The 16,580-nt window shown below is 70.0% G+C and carries 13 protein-coding genes; 11 read left to right on the forward strand and 2 right to left on the reverse strand.

Annotated features, from left to right (window positions below):
• The 10 genes from CLV68_RS09250 (at position 1) to CLV68_RS09295 (ending at position 11,296) form a co-directional block, all read left to right on the forward strand.
• On the forward strand, positions 1-738 hold the full coding sequence (locus CLV68_RS09250; RefSeq protein ID WP_121389966.1) for an ABC transporter permease: 738 nt from the start codon (positions 1-3) through the stop codon (positions 736-738).
• A 15-nt stretch (positions 739-753) separates the two neighbouring features.
• The gene (locus tag CLV68_RS09255) at positions 754-1,359 is read left to right on the forward strand and encodes a dTDP-4-dehydrorhamnose 3,5-epimerase family protein (protein ID WP_121389967.1); all 606 of its coding nucleotides are present in this window, start codon (positions 754-756) and stop codon (positions 1,357-1,359) included.
• Positions 1,356-2,291, forward strand: coding sequence for an NAD-dependent epimerase/dehydratase family protein (locus CLV68_RS09260; RefSeq protein WP_121389968.1), 936 nt, complete (start codon positions 1,356-1,358; stop codon positions 2,289-2,291). Before CLV68_RS09255 ends, CLV68_RS09260 begins: the two co-directional genes overlap by 4 nt.
• Before the next feature lies 1 nt (position 2,292).
• Positions 2,293-3,483 carry a macrolide family glycosyltransferase gene (locus tag CLV68_RS09265; RefSeq protein ID WP_121389969.1) on the forward strand — a complete coding sequence of 397 codons (1,191 nt, stop codon included), beginning with the start codon at positions 2,293-2,295 and terminating at the stop codon, positions 3,481-3,483.
• A 63-nt stretch (positions 3,484-3,546) separates the two neighbouring features.
• Complete coding sequence (locus CLV68_RS09270) at positions 3,547-4,776, forward strand: activator-dependent family glycosyltransferase (RefSeq protein ID WP_121389970.1); 1,230 nt, start codon at positions 3,547-3,549, stop codon at positions 4,774-4,776.
• Entirely contained in the window at positions 4,763-5,476 is a 714-nt protein-coding gene (locus CLV68_RS09275) for a class I SAM-dependent DNA methyltransferase (RefSeq protein WP_121389971.1), read from the forward strand. Before CLV68_RS09270 ends, CLV68_RS09275 begins: the two co-directional genes overlap by 14 nt.
• Positions 5,477-5,566: 90 nt before the next feature.
• Positions 5,567-6,994: an NDP-hexose 2,3-dehydratase family protein gene (locus tag CLV68_RS09280; protein ID WP_246009735.1), complete on the forward strand. Its 1,428-nt coding sequence runs from the start codon at positions 5,567-5,569 to the stop codon at positions 6,992-6,994.
• A complete protein-coding gene (locus CLV68_RS09285; RefSeq protein WP_121389972.1) occupies positions 6,991-8,100 on the forward strand; it encodes a DegT/DnrJ/EryC1/StrS family aminotransferase in 1,110 nt (369 codons plus the stop codon). The genes CLV68_RS09280 and CLV68_RS09285 overlap by 4 nt, the downstream gene beginning before the upstream one ends.
• A 158-nt stretch (positions 8,101-8,258) precedes the next feature.
• On the forward strand, positions 8,259-9,554 hold the full coding sequence (locus tag CLV68_RS09290; RefSeq protein ID WP_121389973.1) for a cytochrome P450: 1,296 nt from the start codon (positions 8,259-8,261) through the stop codon (positions 9,552-9,554).
• 1,160 nt (positions 9,555-10,714) lie between these two features.
• A complete protein-coding gene (locus CLV68_RS09295) occupies positions 10,715-11,296 on the forward strand; it encodes a copper resistance CopC family protein (protein ID WP_121389974.1) in 582 nt (193 codons plus the stop codon).
• A 414-nt stretch (positions 11,297-11,710) separates the two neighbouring features.
• Here CLV68_RS09295 and CLV68_RS09300 read toward each other — a convergent pair whose 3' ends face one another.
• Positions 11,711-12,298 carry a DinB family protein gene (locus tag CLV68_RS09300; RefSeq protein WP_121391069.1) on the reverse strand — a complete coding sequence of 196 codons (588 nt, stop codon included), beginning with the start codon at positions 12,296-12,298 and terminating at the stop codon, positions 11,711-11,713.
• Between the two features lie 134 nt (positions 12,299-12,432).
• Between CLV68_RS09300 and CLV68_RS09305 the strand changes: the two genes are divergently transcribed.
• A complete protein-coding gene (locus tag CLV68_RS09305) occupies positions 12,433-14,142 on the forward strand; it encodes a PstS family phosphate ABC transporter substrate-binding protein (protein WP_121389975.1) in 1,710 nt (569 codons plus the stop codon).
• Here CLV68_RS09305 and CLV68_RS09310 read toward each other — a convergent pair.
• Entirely contained in the window at positions 14,139-16,580 is a 2,442-nt protein-coding gene (locus tag CLV68_RS09310) for a P-loop NTPase fold protein (protein ID WP_121389976.1), read from the reverse strand. The genes CLV68_RS09305 and CLV68_RS09310 overlap by 4 nt on opposite strands.

A 16,580-nucleotide genomic window follows, 5' to 3' on the forward strand; every position in this document is an offset into this window, starting at 1 on the left:
GTGAACACGATCGCCGCCTACACCAAGTTCGAGATCCTGGGTGCGATCCGCATCCCGATGGTCTTCGTCGCCCTGCTGTTCCTGCCCACCGTGGGCATGCTGCTGTTCGTGGTGCCCGCGCTCGGCGACGACCCGGTCGCCGCCACGCTGAGCACCGGCTCGATGTGCCTGTTCACCGTGCTGATCATCTGCTCCGCCCAGTACGGGCTCGGCATCGCCGACGCGCGGATGAAGCCGTGGGGCGGCTATGTGCGCACCCTGCCAGGCGGTCCGCTGCCCAAGATGGTCAGCATGATCGTGATGAGCTCGGTGTTCGTGGTCGCGGGCAGCATCCCGCTCATCGGCATCGCCGTCCTGGGCACCGAGGCCACCGCGTCCCTGCTCGACATCGTGCTCGGCCTCGGCGCGCTCGTGCTCGCCGTGGTGCCGTTCTCGCTGCTGATGCTGGCCATCGGCTACGCGGTCAACCCTTACCTGGTCAGCGTCATCACCAGCATCGCGCCGATCATCTTGGCCTACCTCGGTGGCCTGTTCACCGACCCGAACAGCACCGGTGGCTTCACCGCGAACGTGTCCCCGTTCATCCCCACGCGCGGATCGGCCGAACTGGTGTGGGCCGCGATCGGCGACTACACCCCCAACACGCTGTCGATGGTGATGCTGGGCGTCTGGACCGTGGTCCTGGCGTTCCTCGCCTACCGCGCCTACCGGTCCGACGAGGGCAAGCGTTTCCGCTGACACAGGAGGAGCACCGTGCAGTTCCGCAAGCTCAAGGTCGACGGCGCGCTGGAGTTCACCCCCAAGGTGTTCCCCGACGACCGCGGGTTGTTCCTGTCGCCGTTCCAGGAACCCACGTTCGTCGAGGCCACGGGCCACAAGCTGTTCCCGATCGCGCAGACCAACCACAGTCGTTCCCAGCGGGGCGTGGTGCGCGGTGTGCACTTCACCGTCACGCGCCCGGGTTCGGCGAAGTACGTGTACTGCGCGCGCGGTAAGGCCATCGACATCGTTGTCGACATCCGCGTCGGTTCCCCCACCTATGGGCAGTGGGACTCGGTGCTGCTCGACCAGGACGACTTCCGCGCGATGTACTTCCCGGTGGGCTGCGGGCACGCGTTCATCGCGTTGGAAGACGACACCGTCATGTCGTACATGGTGTCCAGCAGCTACGTCCCAGAGCACGAGTTGGCGCTGTCGGTGCTCGACCCGGCGTTGGGGCTGCCGATCCCGGAGGACATCACCGACCCGATCATCTCTGACCGCGACCAGGTAGCGCCGACGCTTGCCGACGCGCGCGAGGCCGGGATCTTGCCGGTGTATTCGCTGTGCCAGGAGATCGAGCAGGAGCTCTACAGGTGAAGGTCGTCGTCCTCGGCGCCTCCGGGTTCATCGGCTCGGGCATCGTCCGTGCTCTCGCCCAGCGGCAGATCCAACTGCGACTGGTCGCCCGCCGACCTACTCCGGTACCCGCCGACGCGGTCGCCGAGGTCGAGACGCGGGCGGTGGATCTGTGCGAAGGCGTGGCCGAGCACGTCGCCGACGCTGACGCGGTCGTGCATCTTGTCGCCTACACCGACGGTGGCTGGCGCGTCGCCGATGGGGACAAGACTGCTGAACGGGTCAACGTCGGCCTTGTCGCGGATCTAGTCGAGGCCCTGCGGGCGCACTCGACGCCGCCGGTCGTCCTCTTCTCCGGTACCGAGACGCAGGTCGGTCTAGCTGACCGCGTCCGCATCGACGGAACGGAGACGGACAACCCCCTCAGCGCCTACACCCGGCAGAAGCTCGCGGCGGAGAACCTGCTCAAGGACGCCACCCGCGACGGCGTGATCCGAGCCGTGTCGCTGCGGTTGCCGACCATCTACGGCGAGCAGGGCGACCGCGGCGTGGTGGCGTTCATGGCCCGCAAGGCGTTCGCGAACGAGCCGTTGACCATGTGGCACGACGGCACCGTCCGCCGCGACCTGGTCTTCGTCGACGACGTAACCGCCGCCTTCGTCGCAGCCCTCGACCACGCCGACGCGCTCGCCGGGCGGCACTACGTCCTGGGCAGCGGCGTGGGCGTGCCACTGCGCAAGGTGTTCGAGTTGGTCGCCGCGGAGGTCTCCGCCCTCACCGGTGCGCCACCCGTGCCCGTGGTGTCGGTACCGCCGCCGGGGCATATGGAGCCGACGGACCTCAAGAGTGTCGAGGTGGATGCCTCGGCGTTCCACTCGGTCACCGGGTGGACGACTCGGGTGGGACTAGAAGAGGGCGTTCGCCGCACGGTCGCCGCGGTCGCTGGGAGCTGACATGCGTGTGTTGCACCTGAACAACTCCGGCTTCGGCCACGTCATCCCCTCGTTGGGCGTGGTCGAGGAGTTGGTCCGCCGTGGTCATGAAGTCACCTATGTGACAGCGGCAGGCCCGGTGGCCAAGGTGGAGGCAACAGGCGCGACCGTGCTGCCATACGAGTCACGGCTACCGGGCATAGACCTCTCGGAGTACAACACCGCCGACGAGACAGCCGCGCTCACCGGGATCTACCTGACCGAGAGCGAGGAGATCCTCAAGGCGGTCGACAAGCACTACGAGGGCGTTCCGGACGTCATCTCCTACGACCTCACCGTCTACCACGCCGCTCGGGTGCTGGGCCGCCAGTGGGACGTCCCACTCGCCCAGTGCCTGCCCGTGTTCGCCTCCAACGAGCACTTCTCCCTGCTGGAGAAGATGGTCGAGAAGATGGGCCGCGCCGACCTGACCCACCCCGAACTCCAGTCGTTCTTCCGCCGCCTGACCGCGCTGCTGGCCGACCGCGGCCAGGCGGACACCGACCTGGAGGACTTCATCGGGCGCACCGAGGACCTCAACCTGGTGTACTTCCCGCGCGCGTTCCAGTTCGCGGGCGACACCTTCGACGACCGGTTCGTCTTCGTCGGCCCCGGCCTGGCCGCCGACCCGACCACGTGGACGCCCCCGGCGGACGACAAGCCACTCCTGTTCGTCTCCCTCGGCACCTGCGTGAACCGCCGCGCGGGCTTCTTCCGGGCGTGCGTGGCGGCCTTCCGCGACCAGCCGTGGAACGTCGTCATGGCCGTGCACGAGGGCGTCGACCGCGCCGAACTGGGACCCATACCGTCCAATGTGGAGGTCCACGGCTGGCTGCCGAACCTGGACGTGCTCGCCCACACCACGGTGTTCTTGTCCCACGCGGGCCTGGGTAGCGTCATGGGCGCGTTGTCGCGCGAGGTGCCGTTGGTGGTGGTGCCGTCATCCCCGGAGGACTGGGTCAACGCGCGACGGGTGGCGGAACTGGGCCTCGGCAAGGTAATCCGCGACGAGTTGCCCCCACCTGCCCGACTCCGCGCCGCGGTGTTGGAGGTCGACAGGGACAAGCGGACCCGCGAGCGCGTCGCCCGCATGCGGGCCGACATCGAAGCGTCCGGCGGTGGCGCTGCCGGAGCCGATGCCCTTGAAGCGTATGCGTCTAAGAGGGGCCGTTAGGGGTTGTTAGCTCTCTCAAACCGCCCATACCGTCCAGGGCAAATCGGACGATAGGGGCAAGACGTGCGAATACTCTTCGTGGCGCACTCCGAGAAGACCCACTACTTCAGCATGGTGCCGTTGGCGTCCGCCCTGCGCACCGCGGGCCACGACGTGCGGGTCGCCACGCAGCCGGACATGGCCGCCGCCGTCGTCGAGTCCGGGTTGGTGGCCGTGCCGCTGGGCACCGACCACAAGTGGAAGCAGGTCATGCAGGAGAAGGGCGACGACTCCTGGGCGGGCCGGGTCGTCGACGCGGTCACCAACGACGTCGACCACGACGCGCTGTTCACCTTCTTCGACGAGACCACCCGCGACTACTTCCGCACGGTCAACAACGAGGAGTTCGTCGCGGACCTGGTCGCGCACGCCAGGTCCTGGCGGCCGGACCTGGTGGTGTGGGAGCAGTTCACCTGGGCGGGGGCGATCGCCGCCGAGGCCGTCGGCGTCCCGCACGCCCGCATGCTCTGGGGGGCCGATGTCGTCACCCGCGGCCGCCTGCGCTTCCTCGACGGCGTCGACCACCGGGGCGACCCGCTCGCGGACTGGCTGACCGAGCTGCTCACCCGGCACGGCGGCGAGTTCAGCGAACGCGTGGTCACCGGCCACTGGACGATCGACCCCGGCCCGCCCAGCCACCGCATCGACAACGGCCTGGACGTGCAGCCGGTCCGCTACATCCCCTACAACGGCCCGGCAGCGCTACCCGCGTGGCTCACCGAGCCGCCGACTAAGCCCCGCGTCGTAGTCACCGCAGGGGTGTCGGTACGCGGCTACTTCGGCTTCGACATGTTCTCCCTAGGCGCGTTGCACGCCTTTGCGGACCTCGACATCGAGATCATCGCGACACTGCTACCGATGCCCGGTGAGACTGTCGACGACGCACCGGCCAACGCCAGGGTGTTCGATTTCGTCCCCATGGCCGGTCTTCTGCCCACCTGTGCTGCCGTCGTGCACATCGGCGGCGCGGGCATCCAGTCCACCGCCGCTGTGTACGGCGTCCCCCAGCTTGTCCTCCCCGGGTTCTGGGACACCGTCGTTCGCGCTACCAAGCTCGTTGAGTCCGGCGCGGGCCTGTCGATCCTGCCGCACGAGGTGACCTTGGAGCGCGTAAGAGAAGACCTGGTGCGCCTCCTGGAAGACCCGTCGTTCAAACAAGGGGCCGAGAAGCTCCGCGAGGACGTTCTCTCCGCGCCCTCGCCCAACGACGTCGTCGCCGAGCTGGAGCGGCGGGTGGCCGATGTACGGGCGTGAGTTCGCCGAGATCTACGACCTCCTGCACCACGGCCGCGGCAAGGACTACCACGCCGAAGCCGCCTTCGTCGCGGACCTGGTCCGCGCCAGGGCACCGCACGCCAGGTCCCTTGTGGACATCGCCTGCGCCACCGGCGCGCACCTGGTGGCCTTCGCCGAGCTGTTCGACGAGGTCGCCGGGGTCGAGATCTCCGAGCCGATGGTCCAGGTGGCGCGCAAGAAGTTCGACGGCGAGGTCGTGCACCTCGGCGACATGCGCGACTTCGCCCTCGGCCGCCGCTTCGACGCCGTCACCTGCATGTTCGGCTCCATCGGGCACACCATGTCCGAGACCGAACTCGACGCGGCCCTGACCTGCTTCGGCGAGCACCTCAACCCCGGCGGCGTGCTCGTGGTCGACCCGTGGTGGTTCGCGGAGACGTTCACCGAGGGCTACATCGCCGGCGACGTCGTCGAGCTGGAGGGCCTGACCGTCGCCAGGGTCTCGCACGCCACCCGCGTGTCCTGCAAGTCGCGCATGGAAGTCCACTACACCGTCGCGCGCCCCGAGGGCATAACCCACTTCGCCGAGACCTACCTCGCGTCCCTCTACACCAGACAGCAGTACGAGGACGCGTTCGCGCGCGCGGGGTTCACCGCCGACTACCTCCCCGGCGTCCAGAACGGTCGGGGTGCGTTCGTTGCGGTAAGAGGGACCTAGGGGTGGCAAGGGGTTGTCGCCTCTATGAAGCCTTCCTAGGTTCGCAATGAAGAGGAAATCCGCCGACACCGTAGGCGTTGGGACACCACCGTGACCGAACTGTCCGAGGCCATGCGGGTGGACTTCGCCGCCGGGGTCGCCCGCTCCGCGCTCGCAGGCCCCACCGGCGACTTCGACGGCTGGCTCGCCGACTGCCGCGCCCGGTTCCACACCCGCGTCGAGCCGGTGCCGCTCGACCGGCTCGACGGCTGGTCGGCGCACCAGGAGACCGGCGACATCGGCCACCGCAGCGGCAAGTTCTTCACCGTGCGCGGCCTCGACGTCGAGGTGGCCGGTGCCGCGGTGCCCCGGTGGAGCCAGCCGATCATCAGCCAGCCCGAGATCGGCATCCTGGGCATCCTGGTGCGCGAGTTCGACGGCGTGCCGCACCTGCTCATGCAGGCCAAGGTCGAGCCGGGCAACGTCAACGGCGTGCAGCTGTCGCCGACGGTCCAGGCGACCCGCAGCAACTACACCAGCGTGCACGGCGGGAAAGCCGTGCCGTACCTGGACTACTTCCGCGACACCGGCAGGCACACCGTGCTCGCCGACGTGCGCCAGTCCGAGCAGGGCGCCTGGTTCCACCGCAAGCGCAACCGCAACATGGTGGTGCTCGTCGACGAGCCGGTCGAGGTGCTCGACGGGTTCAGCTGGCTCACCCTGGCCCAGGTCCACCAGCTGCTGCGGCTCGACGACCTGGTCAACATGGACACCCGCACCGTGCTGTGCTGCCTGCCGTTCTCCGGCGCCGGGCTGGCCGGGCGCTACCCGGGCCTCGACGGGGTCCGCGCCGACCTGGTGCACGCGCTCGACCCCGCCGCGGCGACCGCGCACACGATGGGCGAGGTGCTGAGCTGGATCACCGACTCGCGCACCCGCCACGACGTGTCGGTCCGCGAGATCCCGCTCGCCGAGGTCACCGACTGGCGGTGGGTCGACGGCAGGATCAGCCACGACAGCGGCCTGTTCTTCGACGTCGTGGGGGTCTCGGTCACCGCGGCCGGGCGCGAGGTCGGCCGCTGGGACCAGCCGATGCTGCGCCCCCGCGGGCAGGGCCTCGCCGCGTTCCTGGTCCGCCGGGTCGACGGCGTCCCGCACGTCCTCATGCACGCCAGGGTCGAGCCGGGCTACTTCGACGTCGTCGAGCTCGCCCCGACCGTGCAGTGCACCCCGGACACCTACGCCAAGCTGCCCGCCGCGGCCCGGCCCGAGTTCCTCGACGAGGTGCTGTCCGCCGACCCGAGCCGAATCCTGTTCGACGCCGTGCACTCCGAGGAGGGCGGCCGGTTCATGCACGCGCGCACGCGGTACGTCGTCGTGGAGTCCGACGCCGACGTGGCCGCCGACCACCCCGACTACCGCTGGCTCGCCCCGCACCAGCTGGCGACCCTGCTGCGGCACAGCCACTACCTCAACGTCCAGGCGCGCAGCGTGCTCGCCTGCCTGCACAGCCTGGTCACCCCGGAGGGAACGCCATGACCACCCGCGTCTGGGACTACCTGCCCGAGTACGAGAACGAGCGTGAGGACATCCTCGACGCGGTCGACACCGTGTTCCGGTCCGGCCAGCTCGTCTTCGGGCCGAGCGTGCGCGGGTTCGAGGAGGAGTTCGCCGCCTACCACGGCCTCGCCCACTCGGTCGGCGTCGACAACGGCACCAACGCGCTGGTCCTTGCGCTGCGCGCGCTCGGCGTCCGCCCCGGCGACGGGGTCATCACGGTGTCGAACACCGCCGCGCCCACGGTCATCGCCATCGACCAGGTCGGTGCCACGCCGGTGTTCGTGGACGTGCACGAGCGCAACTACCTGATGGACGTGAGCCAGGTCGAGGCCGCGATCACCCCGCGTACGACCTGCCTGCTGCCGGTACACCTCTACGGGCAATGCGTCGATCTCGCACCTCTAGAGGCGTTGGCGGCCAAGCACGGGATCCCGATCCTGGAGGACTGCGCCCAGTCCCACGGCGCCCGCCAGAATGGCCGGATCGCCGGCGCTACCGGCAAGGCCGCCGCGTTCTCGTTCTATCCGACGAAGGTCCTTGGCGCGTACGGCGACGGTGGCGCTGTCGTCACCGATGACGCTGACGTGGACGGCGAACTCCGCAGGCTCCGGTACTACGGCATGGACAAGCAGTACTACGTCGTGCAGACACCCGGCCACAACTCCCGGCTCGACGAGGTCCACGCCGAGATCCTCCGCCGCAAGCTCCGCAGGCTCGACGGCTACCTGGAGGCCCGCCGCAAGGTCGCCGCCCGCTACGCGGAAGCCCTATCCGACACGGACCTGATCCTGCCGTCGGTAGAGCCGGGCAACGACCACGTGTACTACGTCTACGTCGTCCGCCACCCCCGCCGGGACGCGATCCTGGAGGCCCTCCAGGCATACGACATCTCGCTCAACATCAGCTACCGCTGGCCGGTGCACACCATGAGCGGCTTCGCCCACCTCGGCTACGGGCCGGGCTCCCTGCCGGTGACCGAGAAGCTCGCCGACGAGATCTTCTCCCTGCCGATGTACTCCTCGCTGTCCGAAGACCTCCAGGACAAGGTCATCAGCGCGCTGCGTGAGGTACTGCGCACGGTGTGAGGTGATCGGGTTCCCGAGCGAGCAAAACGGACTGAAGTTCGCCAACCGGACGCCGTGTGAGTTGGGTCATGTCGTCCACGCCTGCCTGAGAGGTCGCTGAGACCGCCGGGGGCACCCCGGTAGGGTCGGCTCCGGGAAGCGTCCCGGGGGAGGTCGCCATGGGTCTCATGCGGACGGTCGGCGGGACCGTCGCGTCCAGGCTTGCGCGCACCGCGCTGGCCCGGTTCGTGCTGCGCAAGGCGGGCACCAAGGCGCTGGCGCTGCTGCCGGAGGGGGCGCTGATCCCGCTGCGCCGCGACGGGCTGGAGCCGACCGCCGAGCTGGACCGGATGCGCGAGCAGGCGCCGATCACCCGGCTGCCGATCCCGTTCGGGGTCAGCGTCTGGCTGGTCACCGGGCACGCGGAGAACAAGCAGGTGCTGGCGGACACCACCTCGTTCAGCAACGACTACACCCACCTCGGCGAGATCATCGGCGCCCAGGGCGAGAACCCGGGCGGCCTCGGGTTCGCCGACCCGCCCGACCACACCCGGCTGCGCAAACTGCTCACCCCCGAGTTCACCATGCGCAGGCTCGCCCGCCTCGGCCCGCGCATCGACGCCATCGTCGAGGGTTGTCTGGACCGGATGGCCACCTCATCCGATCCGGTGGACCTGGTGGAGAACTTCGCGCTGCCCATCCCGTCGCTGACCATCTGCGAACTGCTCGGCGTCCCCTACGCCGACCGCGACGAGTTCCAGCGCCTCGCCGTCGCCCGGTTCGACCTGTTCAGCGGCGCGGGCGCCTCCATCGGCGCCATCTCCGAGTCCCTGATCTACCTCGAGGGCGTGGTCAAGGCCCAGCGCGCCGACCCGGGCGACGGCCTGCTCGGCATGATCATCCGCGAGCACGGCGACCTGGTCGACGACCGCGAACTGGCCGGGCTGGCCGACGGCATCCTCACCGGCGGTTTCGAGACCACCGCCAGCATGCTCGCCCTCGGCGCTCTGATGCTGCTGCGCGACCCGTCCACCAGCACCCTGCTGCGCGCCGACCCCGCCGCCATCGGCCCGTTCGTCGAGGAACTGCTGCGCTACCTGACCGTGGTCCAGGTCGCCTTCCCGCGCTTCGCCCGCCGGGACCTGGAGATCGCGGGCGCCCGCATCAGCGCGGGCGACGTCGTCGTCTGCTCGCTGAGCGCCGCCAACCGCGACACCACCCTCGTCGGCGCTGCCCCGGCCTTCGACCCCACCCGCCTGCCCACCCAGCACATGGCCTTCGGCCACGGCGCCCACCGCTGCATCGGCGCCGAACTGGCCAGAATGGAACTCCGCGCCGCCTACCCGGCCCTCGTCCGCCGCTTCCCCGACCTCCGCCTCGCCATCCCCGAATCCGCCCTCCGCTTCCGCAAGACCTCGATCGTCTACGGAGTAGAGGAAATCCCGGTCACCACCCGCCCCACAGGCACCCGCTGACCCCGGTCTCACCCTTCAGGCCCGCACCGCTCCGGCTGGCACTCCTAGCCCGCCCCGTGGCTCGCACCGTTCTGGCAGGCTCCCCCGTCACCCGCATCGCTCCTGCTCGCTCCGTGGTCCGCATCGCTCCGGCTGGGACCCCTGCCGCCTCGTGGCCCGCACCGCTCCCGGCAGGTACTCCTGCTCGCCCCGTGGTCCGCACCGCTCCGGCTGGTACTCCTGTCCGCTCCGTGGCCTGTATCGCTCTGGCAGGTACTCCCGCCCGCCCCGTGCCCGTATCGCTCCCGGCTGGCACCCCTGTCCGCTCCGGGGCCTGTATCGCTCCGGCAAGTACTCCTGCCGCTCCGGGGCCCGCATCGCTCCGGCTGGCACCCCTGTCCGCCCCGTGGCCTGTATCGCTCCCGGCAGGTACTCCTGCCCGCCCCATGCCCGTATCGCTCCGGTTGGCACTCCTGCTGCTTCGGGGCTTGCACCGCTCCGGCAGGTACTCCGCCGCCCCGGGGCCCGCACGCCCGGGCGACACCCGCGCCGACCTAGGCATCAGCCCCGCAGGCTGGGCGCGCACGCTCGGCGGTACCTGCGCTGACTCCGGCCCCCACGGCCCCATCGGCACCCCGCTGATCTGGGCGCGCCCCGCCCGACAACACCTCGCTGCCCGGGCCCCGGCTCCGTCACAACGTCCCCGCCAGCCCCCGAAATCACCGCCTCGCGCGCGCGGTCCCGACCCTGCCCAGCCCCCACCCACTCCGGGGGGCGTCCCAGGTCCCACTCTACCGGCACCCCCCGACAGTCGATCTTGGAGAAGGGGGTCCCAAGATCCAGATGTGGATAACTTCTGTCGCTGAACCGGGTGAATTGGCGGCGGTCTGGGCGATCGTGCTGCTGGTCAGGGCGCTGGTCTTGGGTGTCGAGGTGGCTCGACGGTCGAACTGAGTTCGGGGGGCTTGTTCGGGGATGAGGTGACGTGTGCACGTGGTCAGGGCTGTGGGGCGCCGGAACAGCCGGGCGGGCAGTGCCGGGGGCGATCACCGGGGATGGGGCTGGGTACGCTCCGGCACCGAGGGATCTGGGTGTTCGCTCGCGCCGTCCCCGTCGGGGCCTGGCCCCGGCGCGCGAGGTGGTCGGGGTCCCGCCCTGTTCCGACGTAAGGAAGGTCCACGATGGTCCTCCGCCGCCTCGCCGCCACCCTGCTCTTGGCGGGCGCAGCAGTACTGGGCACCGCGGTGCCCGCCTCGGCGCACGCCGAGTTGAAGTCGAGCGACCCGGCCAAGGGCGCCACCGTCGCCCAGGTGCCCACCAAGGTCACGCTCACCTTCACCGACACCGTCACCACCGTGGTCGACTCGGTGTCGGTCAGCGGTCCCGACTCGGTGCGCTGGGTCGTCGGCACCCCCGAGGTCGCCGGTGCCGTGGTGACCGTGCCGGTGACGCCGGTCGGCCCCGCGGGCGCCTACCAGATCGAGTACCGGGTGAACTCCGACGACGGCCACATCGTCAGCGGGGCCGTCGACTTCACCATGTCGGTCGCCGCCGCCCCGGCGCCGACCACCACGACCGAGGCCCCGGCCACCACCCCGCAAGAGGTCGCGACCGAGGCACCCGCCACGACCACGACCCCGGCGGCCCAGCCCGCCACCCTGGACGAGGGCATCCCGAAGTGGGTGTGGTTCGTCGTCGGCCTCGCCGCCCTGGTGGCGATCGTGGTCGGCCTGCTCGTGCGCTCCCGCCGCTCCCGCCAGTAACGGGCCAACGAGCACCACGCAACACACGCCAGGCGACCGAACGACGTCAGGCGGGCAGCACGGACGCCAGGCCGTGCTGCCCGCCTACGGCATGCCCGGTCCGCCTACGGCATGCCCGGTCCGCCTACGGCATGCCCGGTCCGCCTACGGCATGCCCGGTCCGCCTACGGCATGCCCGGTCCGCCTACGGCATGCCCGGTCCGCCTACGGCATGCCCGGTCCGCCTACGGCATGCCCGGTCCGCCTACGGCATGCCCGGTCCGCCTACGGCATCCGGCCGCAGAGCACAGCCGCGCGCCAGCGACAACAGCGTCAGGTCGCGGCACGCCAGCAGCGACCCACGCCAGCAGCGATCGCCCGCAGACGGTCAAAGCCAAGGCGCGCCGACCACCAACGAGCACAGCGGAAGGCAGGTCAGGCCGAGTCCGCCCTCCGCGCCACCTCCTCCAACCCGGCCCAGTACTCCGCCCACCACGCCGCGTCCCCCTCCGGCATGTTGTCCACTTCCTGCCGCAGGCCCGCCGCGCCGTCGATCAGTTCGCGCACGATGTCGGCGTGCCCCGCGTGCCGGTGCGTCTCGGCGATCATGTGCACCAGCAGTCGGTGCAGTGTGGTGTCCGCGCGGTCGGCGGCCCAGTGCGGTACCCGGGCGGGCGCGTCCAGGGCGTGGGCGGCGATGGTCGCGTCCGAATGCGCCCAGACGTCGCGGTACAAGCCGACGATGTCCGCCCGCGATTCCTCCGCCGTGGCCCACATGTCCGCGTTGGGCTCCGCGCCGTCCTCCATCCACGGGTAGCTCACCGGGAACGGGCGGCCGAAGCTCGACCCGAAGTAGGCGGTCTCGCAGCCCGCCACGTGCTTGACCAGCCCGAGCAGGTTCGTCCCCGTCTGGGTCAGCGGTCGCCGGATGTCGTACTCGGACAGCCCCTCGAGCTTCCACAGCAGCGCTTCGCGCGCCACCGTGAGGTAGCGGAGCAGGTCGTCCTTCGGGTCCGAGGTCATGGCCGCCAGCATCCCACCGACCCCCGACACTTGCGCGCGGCTGAACCACAGGTGAACGGATGGCGGTCATGGTGTCCAGCCGGGACGCCGCTGCCTAGGCTTTCGCGCGGTGGCGGCGGGGGAGGGAGATCAACGTGACCGACCTGCGGGACGCGTTGCGCGGGGTGTTGGACTTCCTCGGGGCTGGCAACCTGGTGCTGGGCATCGTGCTGCTGGTCGCGACCCCGTTCGTCGACCGGTTCCTGATCCGGCGCAAACGGGTCAGCTACCGGGTGCACTACAACTCCAAGATCGGCCTCGGCCCGGAGAAGCTGACCGACGAGACCGCTGGCGGTGATTCCGCGCAGCTGACCAGGCTGACCCGGCTGCTCGACCGGCTCAGCATCGTGGTCATCCGCATCCGCAACACCGGCGGGTACGACATCGACCCCGACGACTTCGACCGCCCGCTGACCTTCACCTTCGGCGAGCGGGTGGTGTGGAACGCGCGGATCTCCGAGGCCGGGTCGGTCGAGGTGCGGGAGAAGTTGCGCGCCGGACTGCGGTTCTTCCGCACCGACGGCACGGACGGCACCGACTCGGCGGCCAACGGCCAGGTGGGGCCGCCGGTGGCCGACGAGCGCGACAGCCTGCGCACGGTCAGGGACAAGATGGCCCAGCGCATGGTCCGCTGGATCGGCGGCCAGGCGCCCGCGCCGAAGGAGCCGGAGGCCGAGCCGCGCTGGCACGGGGTGCGGCTGGAGACGCTGGCGCTCAAGCGCAAGCAGAAGATCAAGCTGGTCGTCGTGCTGGAGGAGCCGGAGGACCACCCGGGCGGTGAGACGAGCAAGGAGATCACCGCGACCGGCAAGCTGGCCGACAACGGCATCATCAAGGACGAGAAGCGGCAGCGGCGGTTCACCCTGCCCAGGCTCACCGGCGCGTTGGCGTTGGCGCTGACCGCGTTCCTGGTGCTGAGCCTGGTGTTCGCCTCGCCGCCGGTGGACCCGTCGGTCCGCTGCGTCGCCGGTGAGCTGACCATCCGGGGTTCCAGCGTCTTCATGCCCACCATGAAGGCCATGGCCGCCGACTACACCGCGGCCTGCCAGGACGCCAAGATCACCACGCAGGCCACCGGCAGCATCGACGGCGTCCGCTGGCTCGCCTCGGCCGAAGCGGCAACCTCGGCCGCGCTGTCGGACGGCCTGCAGAACACGAACGGCCTTGTGGCGCAGCAGTTGGCCATCGTGGTCTACCACGTCGTCGTGCACGCGGGCGTCCCGGTCGAGACACTGTCCACAGCGGACTTGCGGCGCATCTACGACGGCACCTACACCGACTGGAACCAGCTCAACCCGCAGTCGCCGTCCCTGCCGATCCGCATCGTCGGCCGCGGCCAGTCCTCCGGTACCCGCCAGCTGTTCGAGAAGCAGGTCCTCAACGGCGGTGAGGGCGGCCTGTCCTCGGACGAGTGCGTCGAGAAGAACCGCGACCCCAGGGCGCGCACCATCCGCTGCGAGCGCGAGTCGAACTCCGACGTGGTCGCGATGATCGGGGCCGTGCAGGGCGCCATCGGCTACGCGGACGCGCCGTCGGTCGCCGAGGCACGCAAGAAGGGCGACCTCAAGGCGGTCAGCATCGACGGCAAGACCTTCGACACCGCGGCCGCCCTGGCGTCGAACTATCCTTTCTGGACGGTTGAGCACCTCTACCTCAAGGGCGAACCCGGCAAGGACACCCTGTTGGAGGCGTTTGCCGAGCACGTCCGCAAGCACGACAGCGCCCGGTTGCGGCTCAAGGACTCCGGCTACTTACCTTGTGTCACACCGCAGGGCGCTCCGCTGGAGCTGTGCAGTACCCGCTAGCCGCCGCAGGCTTCGCGGATCAGGTCGGGTGTGAGCTGCTTGGCGAGGATGACCAGGGATTCGTCGGCGAAGACCGGGTGTAGCGCCTCAGGTGCCTGATCTGCCTTGGTGTCGGCCAACAGGATCGCTTCCGGATTGGCGCGCAGATAGTCCGCGAGGCTCGGCCAACGGATCTCGACGACTGTCCACAGTGCCAGGGATTGGACCGGGACCACATTGCCCTCCAGGGTCCGCACGGCACGCGACATGCTGTAGGTGTTGATGAACCGCTTCATCGCCCGCGGGTTCGGCGGCAGCAGCCCGGCGTAGCGCTGGAGGCTGTGCTCGGTCGCGATCACCGCGGCCGGGGTGCTCATCCGCCGCAGCGCCTCCTCGGCCACGCGGCCGCGGACCACCGGGCTCGCGGTGCTCAGCGCGTCGACGACCTGGGCCTCGGTGACGCTGCGACCGAGTTGGGCCAGCACGCGGCCTTCTTCCGCCGCGATCTCCTGCGGTCGTGGGATGTCGACGGTGCGCAGGAGTTGGCGCAGGTAGTCCTGTCTACGCGGGGAGTCGATCGCCGGGACCTGGACGCGCAGCTGGAAGAACTTGTCCAGGAACAGGTAACCCAGCGGCCTGCCCGGCTCGGCGACGGCGGTGCTGAACTTCTCGTACGCCTGCTCGTAGCTCGCCCGGATCCAGGCCCCATCCGCGGCGACGACGAAGTGTGCTCCGGTGTCGCGCACCAACGTCTGCACGGTGTCCAACAATTCGACCACAGTGGACTCCTTGCACCTGTCGAGGTCGTCGACCAGGAACACGATGGGTCGCTTCGCCCGCTTGGCCAACCAGCTGAAGTGGCGGTTCACCTCCAGCATCGGGTTGGTGTTCGACTGCTCGAACAGCCGTGCCCCCCGCGCGGAGTCCCACAGCAGGAACCGGCTCGCCACCAACGCGCCCGCCCAGAGGGTGCCGACGCCCGCGATCGCCCCGGTGACGGACTTCGCGATCTCTGCGACGTTCTTGAAGTCCGAGGCGAACAGCCACCAGACGCCGAAAGCCAGCGCCAGCAACAGGATGAACGCGAGTACGACCGGCGCCCCCACGCGTCGCAGCCGGGCGAAGGACTCGCTGATCCTGAGCCCGAACCGGCCGAGGAACCCGCGCTGGCCGCGGATCGCGGTGCGCAGGGCGGTCAGCAGCGCCCACCAGGACGGGCCGACGCCCGCCTCGCGCCACGCGTCGAACGGCACGGTGGTGAAGTCGCGGTCCAGTTCGGTGCGCAGGAAGCCGAGGATGGTGCTCTTGCCGGAGCCCCAGGGGCCGTCCAGGTGCACGAGGAACGAGGAGTCGACCTGGCGGAGTTGTTCGGCGATCAGTGTCGCGAGTGGACGTCGGTGCAGGTCGTCCTGCGTGGCGGGGGCGTCGGCGGCCCATTCGACGTGGTCGGTGGTCGGGCGGGCCCACACGCGGACCGTGCCGTCCTCGCCGCCGCTGACCACGACAGGGCGTTCGTCTACGGTGCCGAAGGCGACTCCGCGCACCGGGCCGGTGTGACCGGGGAGGTTGATGAGGCCGCCGGTATCCGGCTCCCACAGCCGAACCAGCCCGTCCTCGCCGCCGATCGCGACCGTGGTGACACCGCTGATCGTGGTGACGGCGAGCGACACGGGCTTGGTGCCGAGCACGAGTCCGGGGCCACCAGGAGCGAGGTCGATGACATGGTTGTGAGCTGTCGCGAGGAATGCTCTGGACGCGCCAGTGGCGACACCAATGGCTGGGCCGCCCGAGGGGTGTGTCGGGCGGTCGTCGGGGTCCCAGGTCGTCATGGCCCCGTTGGCCGAGACTGACATCGGGACCAGGTCCTCGGACAACGCGACACCGGTGACGAAGTGTTCATGGCCACGGAGTTCTCGTAAGGTGCCGTTGGTCCAGAGGTGCACGATCCCGTCGTCGCCGCCGCTGATGACGGTGCTGCCCTTGCCGGCGGCGACCGCGTTGGCGATGCCGTTGTGCTGGTAGAGGGTGATGCTCTCGCCGCTGCCGTAGAGCGGCCAAGCGCGCACGGTGCCGTCCTGGCCCGCGCTGAAGACCTGGCCGGGGGAGTACCGGCTCGCCGCGACCGACCAGACCGGGCCCGCGTGTCCGCGCAGTCGCCGTTCGCCGAAGTGCTGGAGGTTCCACAGCCGGACCACGCCGTCCTCGCCCCCGGCGGCCAGGATCGCGGGCGTCTCGTCGGCGACCACGACCGAGGTGACCTTGGTGCCGATGTCGAACACCTGCTGCTCGCGGTAGGGCGCCATGGTGGGTTTGGCGATGTCGGTGCCGGACTTGACGACCTGGTCGGCGTCATCCGGCTGGTCGGTGAGCACGTACCCGGAATCGGCCGACAGCGACGCCAGGTCGGCGCCGCTGTGGCCTCCTTCGATGTGGAGGCGGATCTCCCGCTGCGGCGCCAT

Source organism: Actinokineospora cianjurensis (genome assembly GCF_003663795.1).
Classification (GTDB): domain Bacteria; phylum Actinomycetota; class Actinomycetes; order Mycobacteriales; family Pseudonocardiaceae; genus Actinokineospora; species Actinokineospora terrae.

Bases quoted from the DNA above. Each gene is read 5' to 3' on its own strand.
- CLV68_RS09265 (WP_121389969.1), top strand. From the start codon at position 2,293: ATGCGTGTGTTGCACCTGAACAACTCCGGCTTCGGCCACGTCATCCCC.
- CLV68_RS09275 (WP_121389971.1), top strand. From the start codon at position 4,763: ATGTACGGGCGTGAGTTCGCCGAGATCTACGACCTCCTGCACCACGGC.
- CLV68_RS09285 (WP_121389972.1), top strand. From the start codon at position 6,991: ATGACCACCCGCGTCTGGGACTACCTGCCCGAGTACGAGAACGAGCGT.
- CLV68_RS09290 (WP_121389973.1), top strand. From the start codon at position 8,259: ATGGGTCTCATGCGGACGGTCGGCGGGACCGTCGCGTCCAGGCTTGCG.
- CLV68_RS09295 (WP_121389974.1), top strand. From the start codon at position 10,715: ATGGTCCTCCGCCGCCTCGCCGCCACCCTGCTCTTGGCGGGCGCAGCA.
- CLV68_RS09300 (WP_121391069.1), bottom strand. From the start codon at position 12,298: ATGACCTCGGACCCGAAGGACGACCTGCTCCGCTACCTCACGGTGGCG.
- CLV68_RS09310 (WP_121389976.1), bottom strand. From the start codon at position 16,580: ATGGCGCCGCAGCGGGAGATCCGCCTCCACATCGAAGGAGGCCACAGC.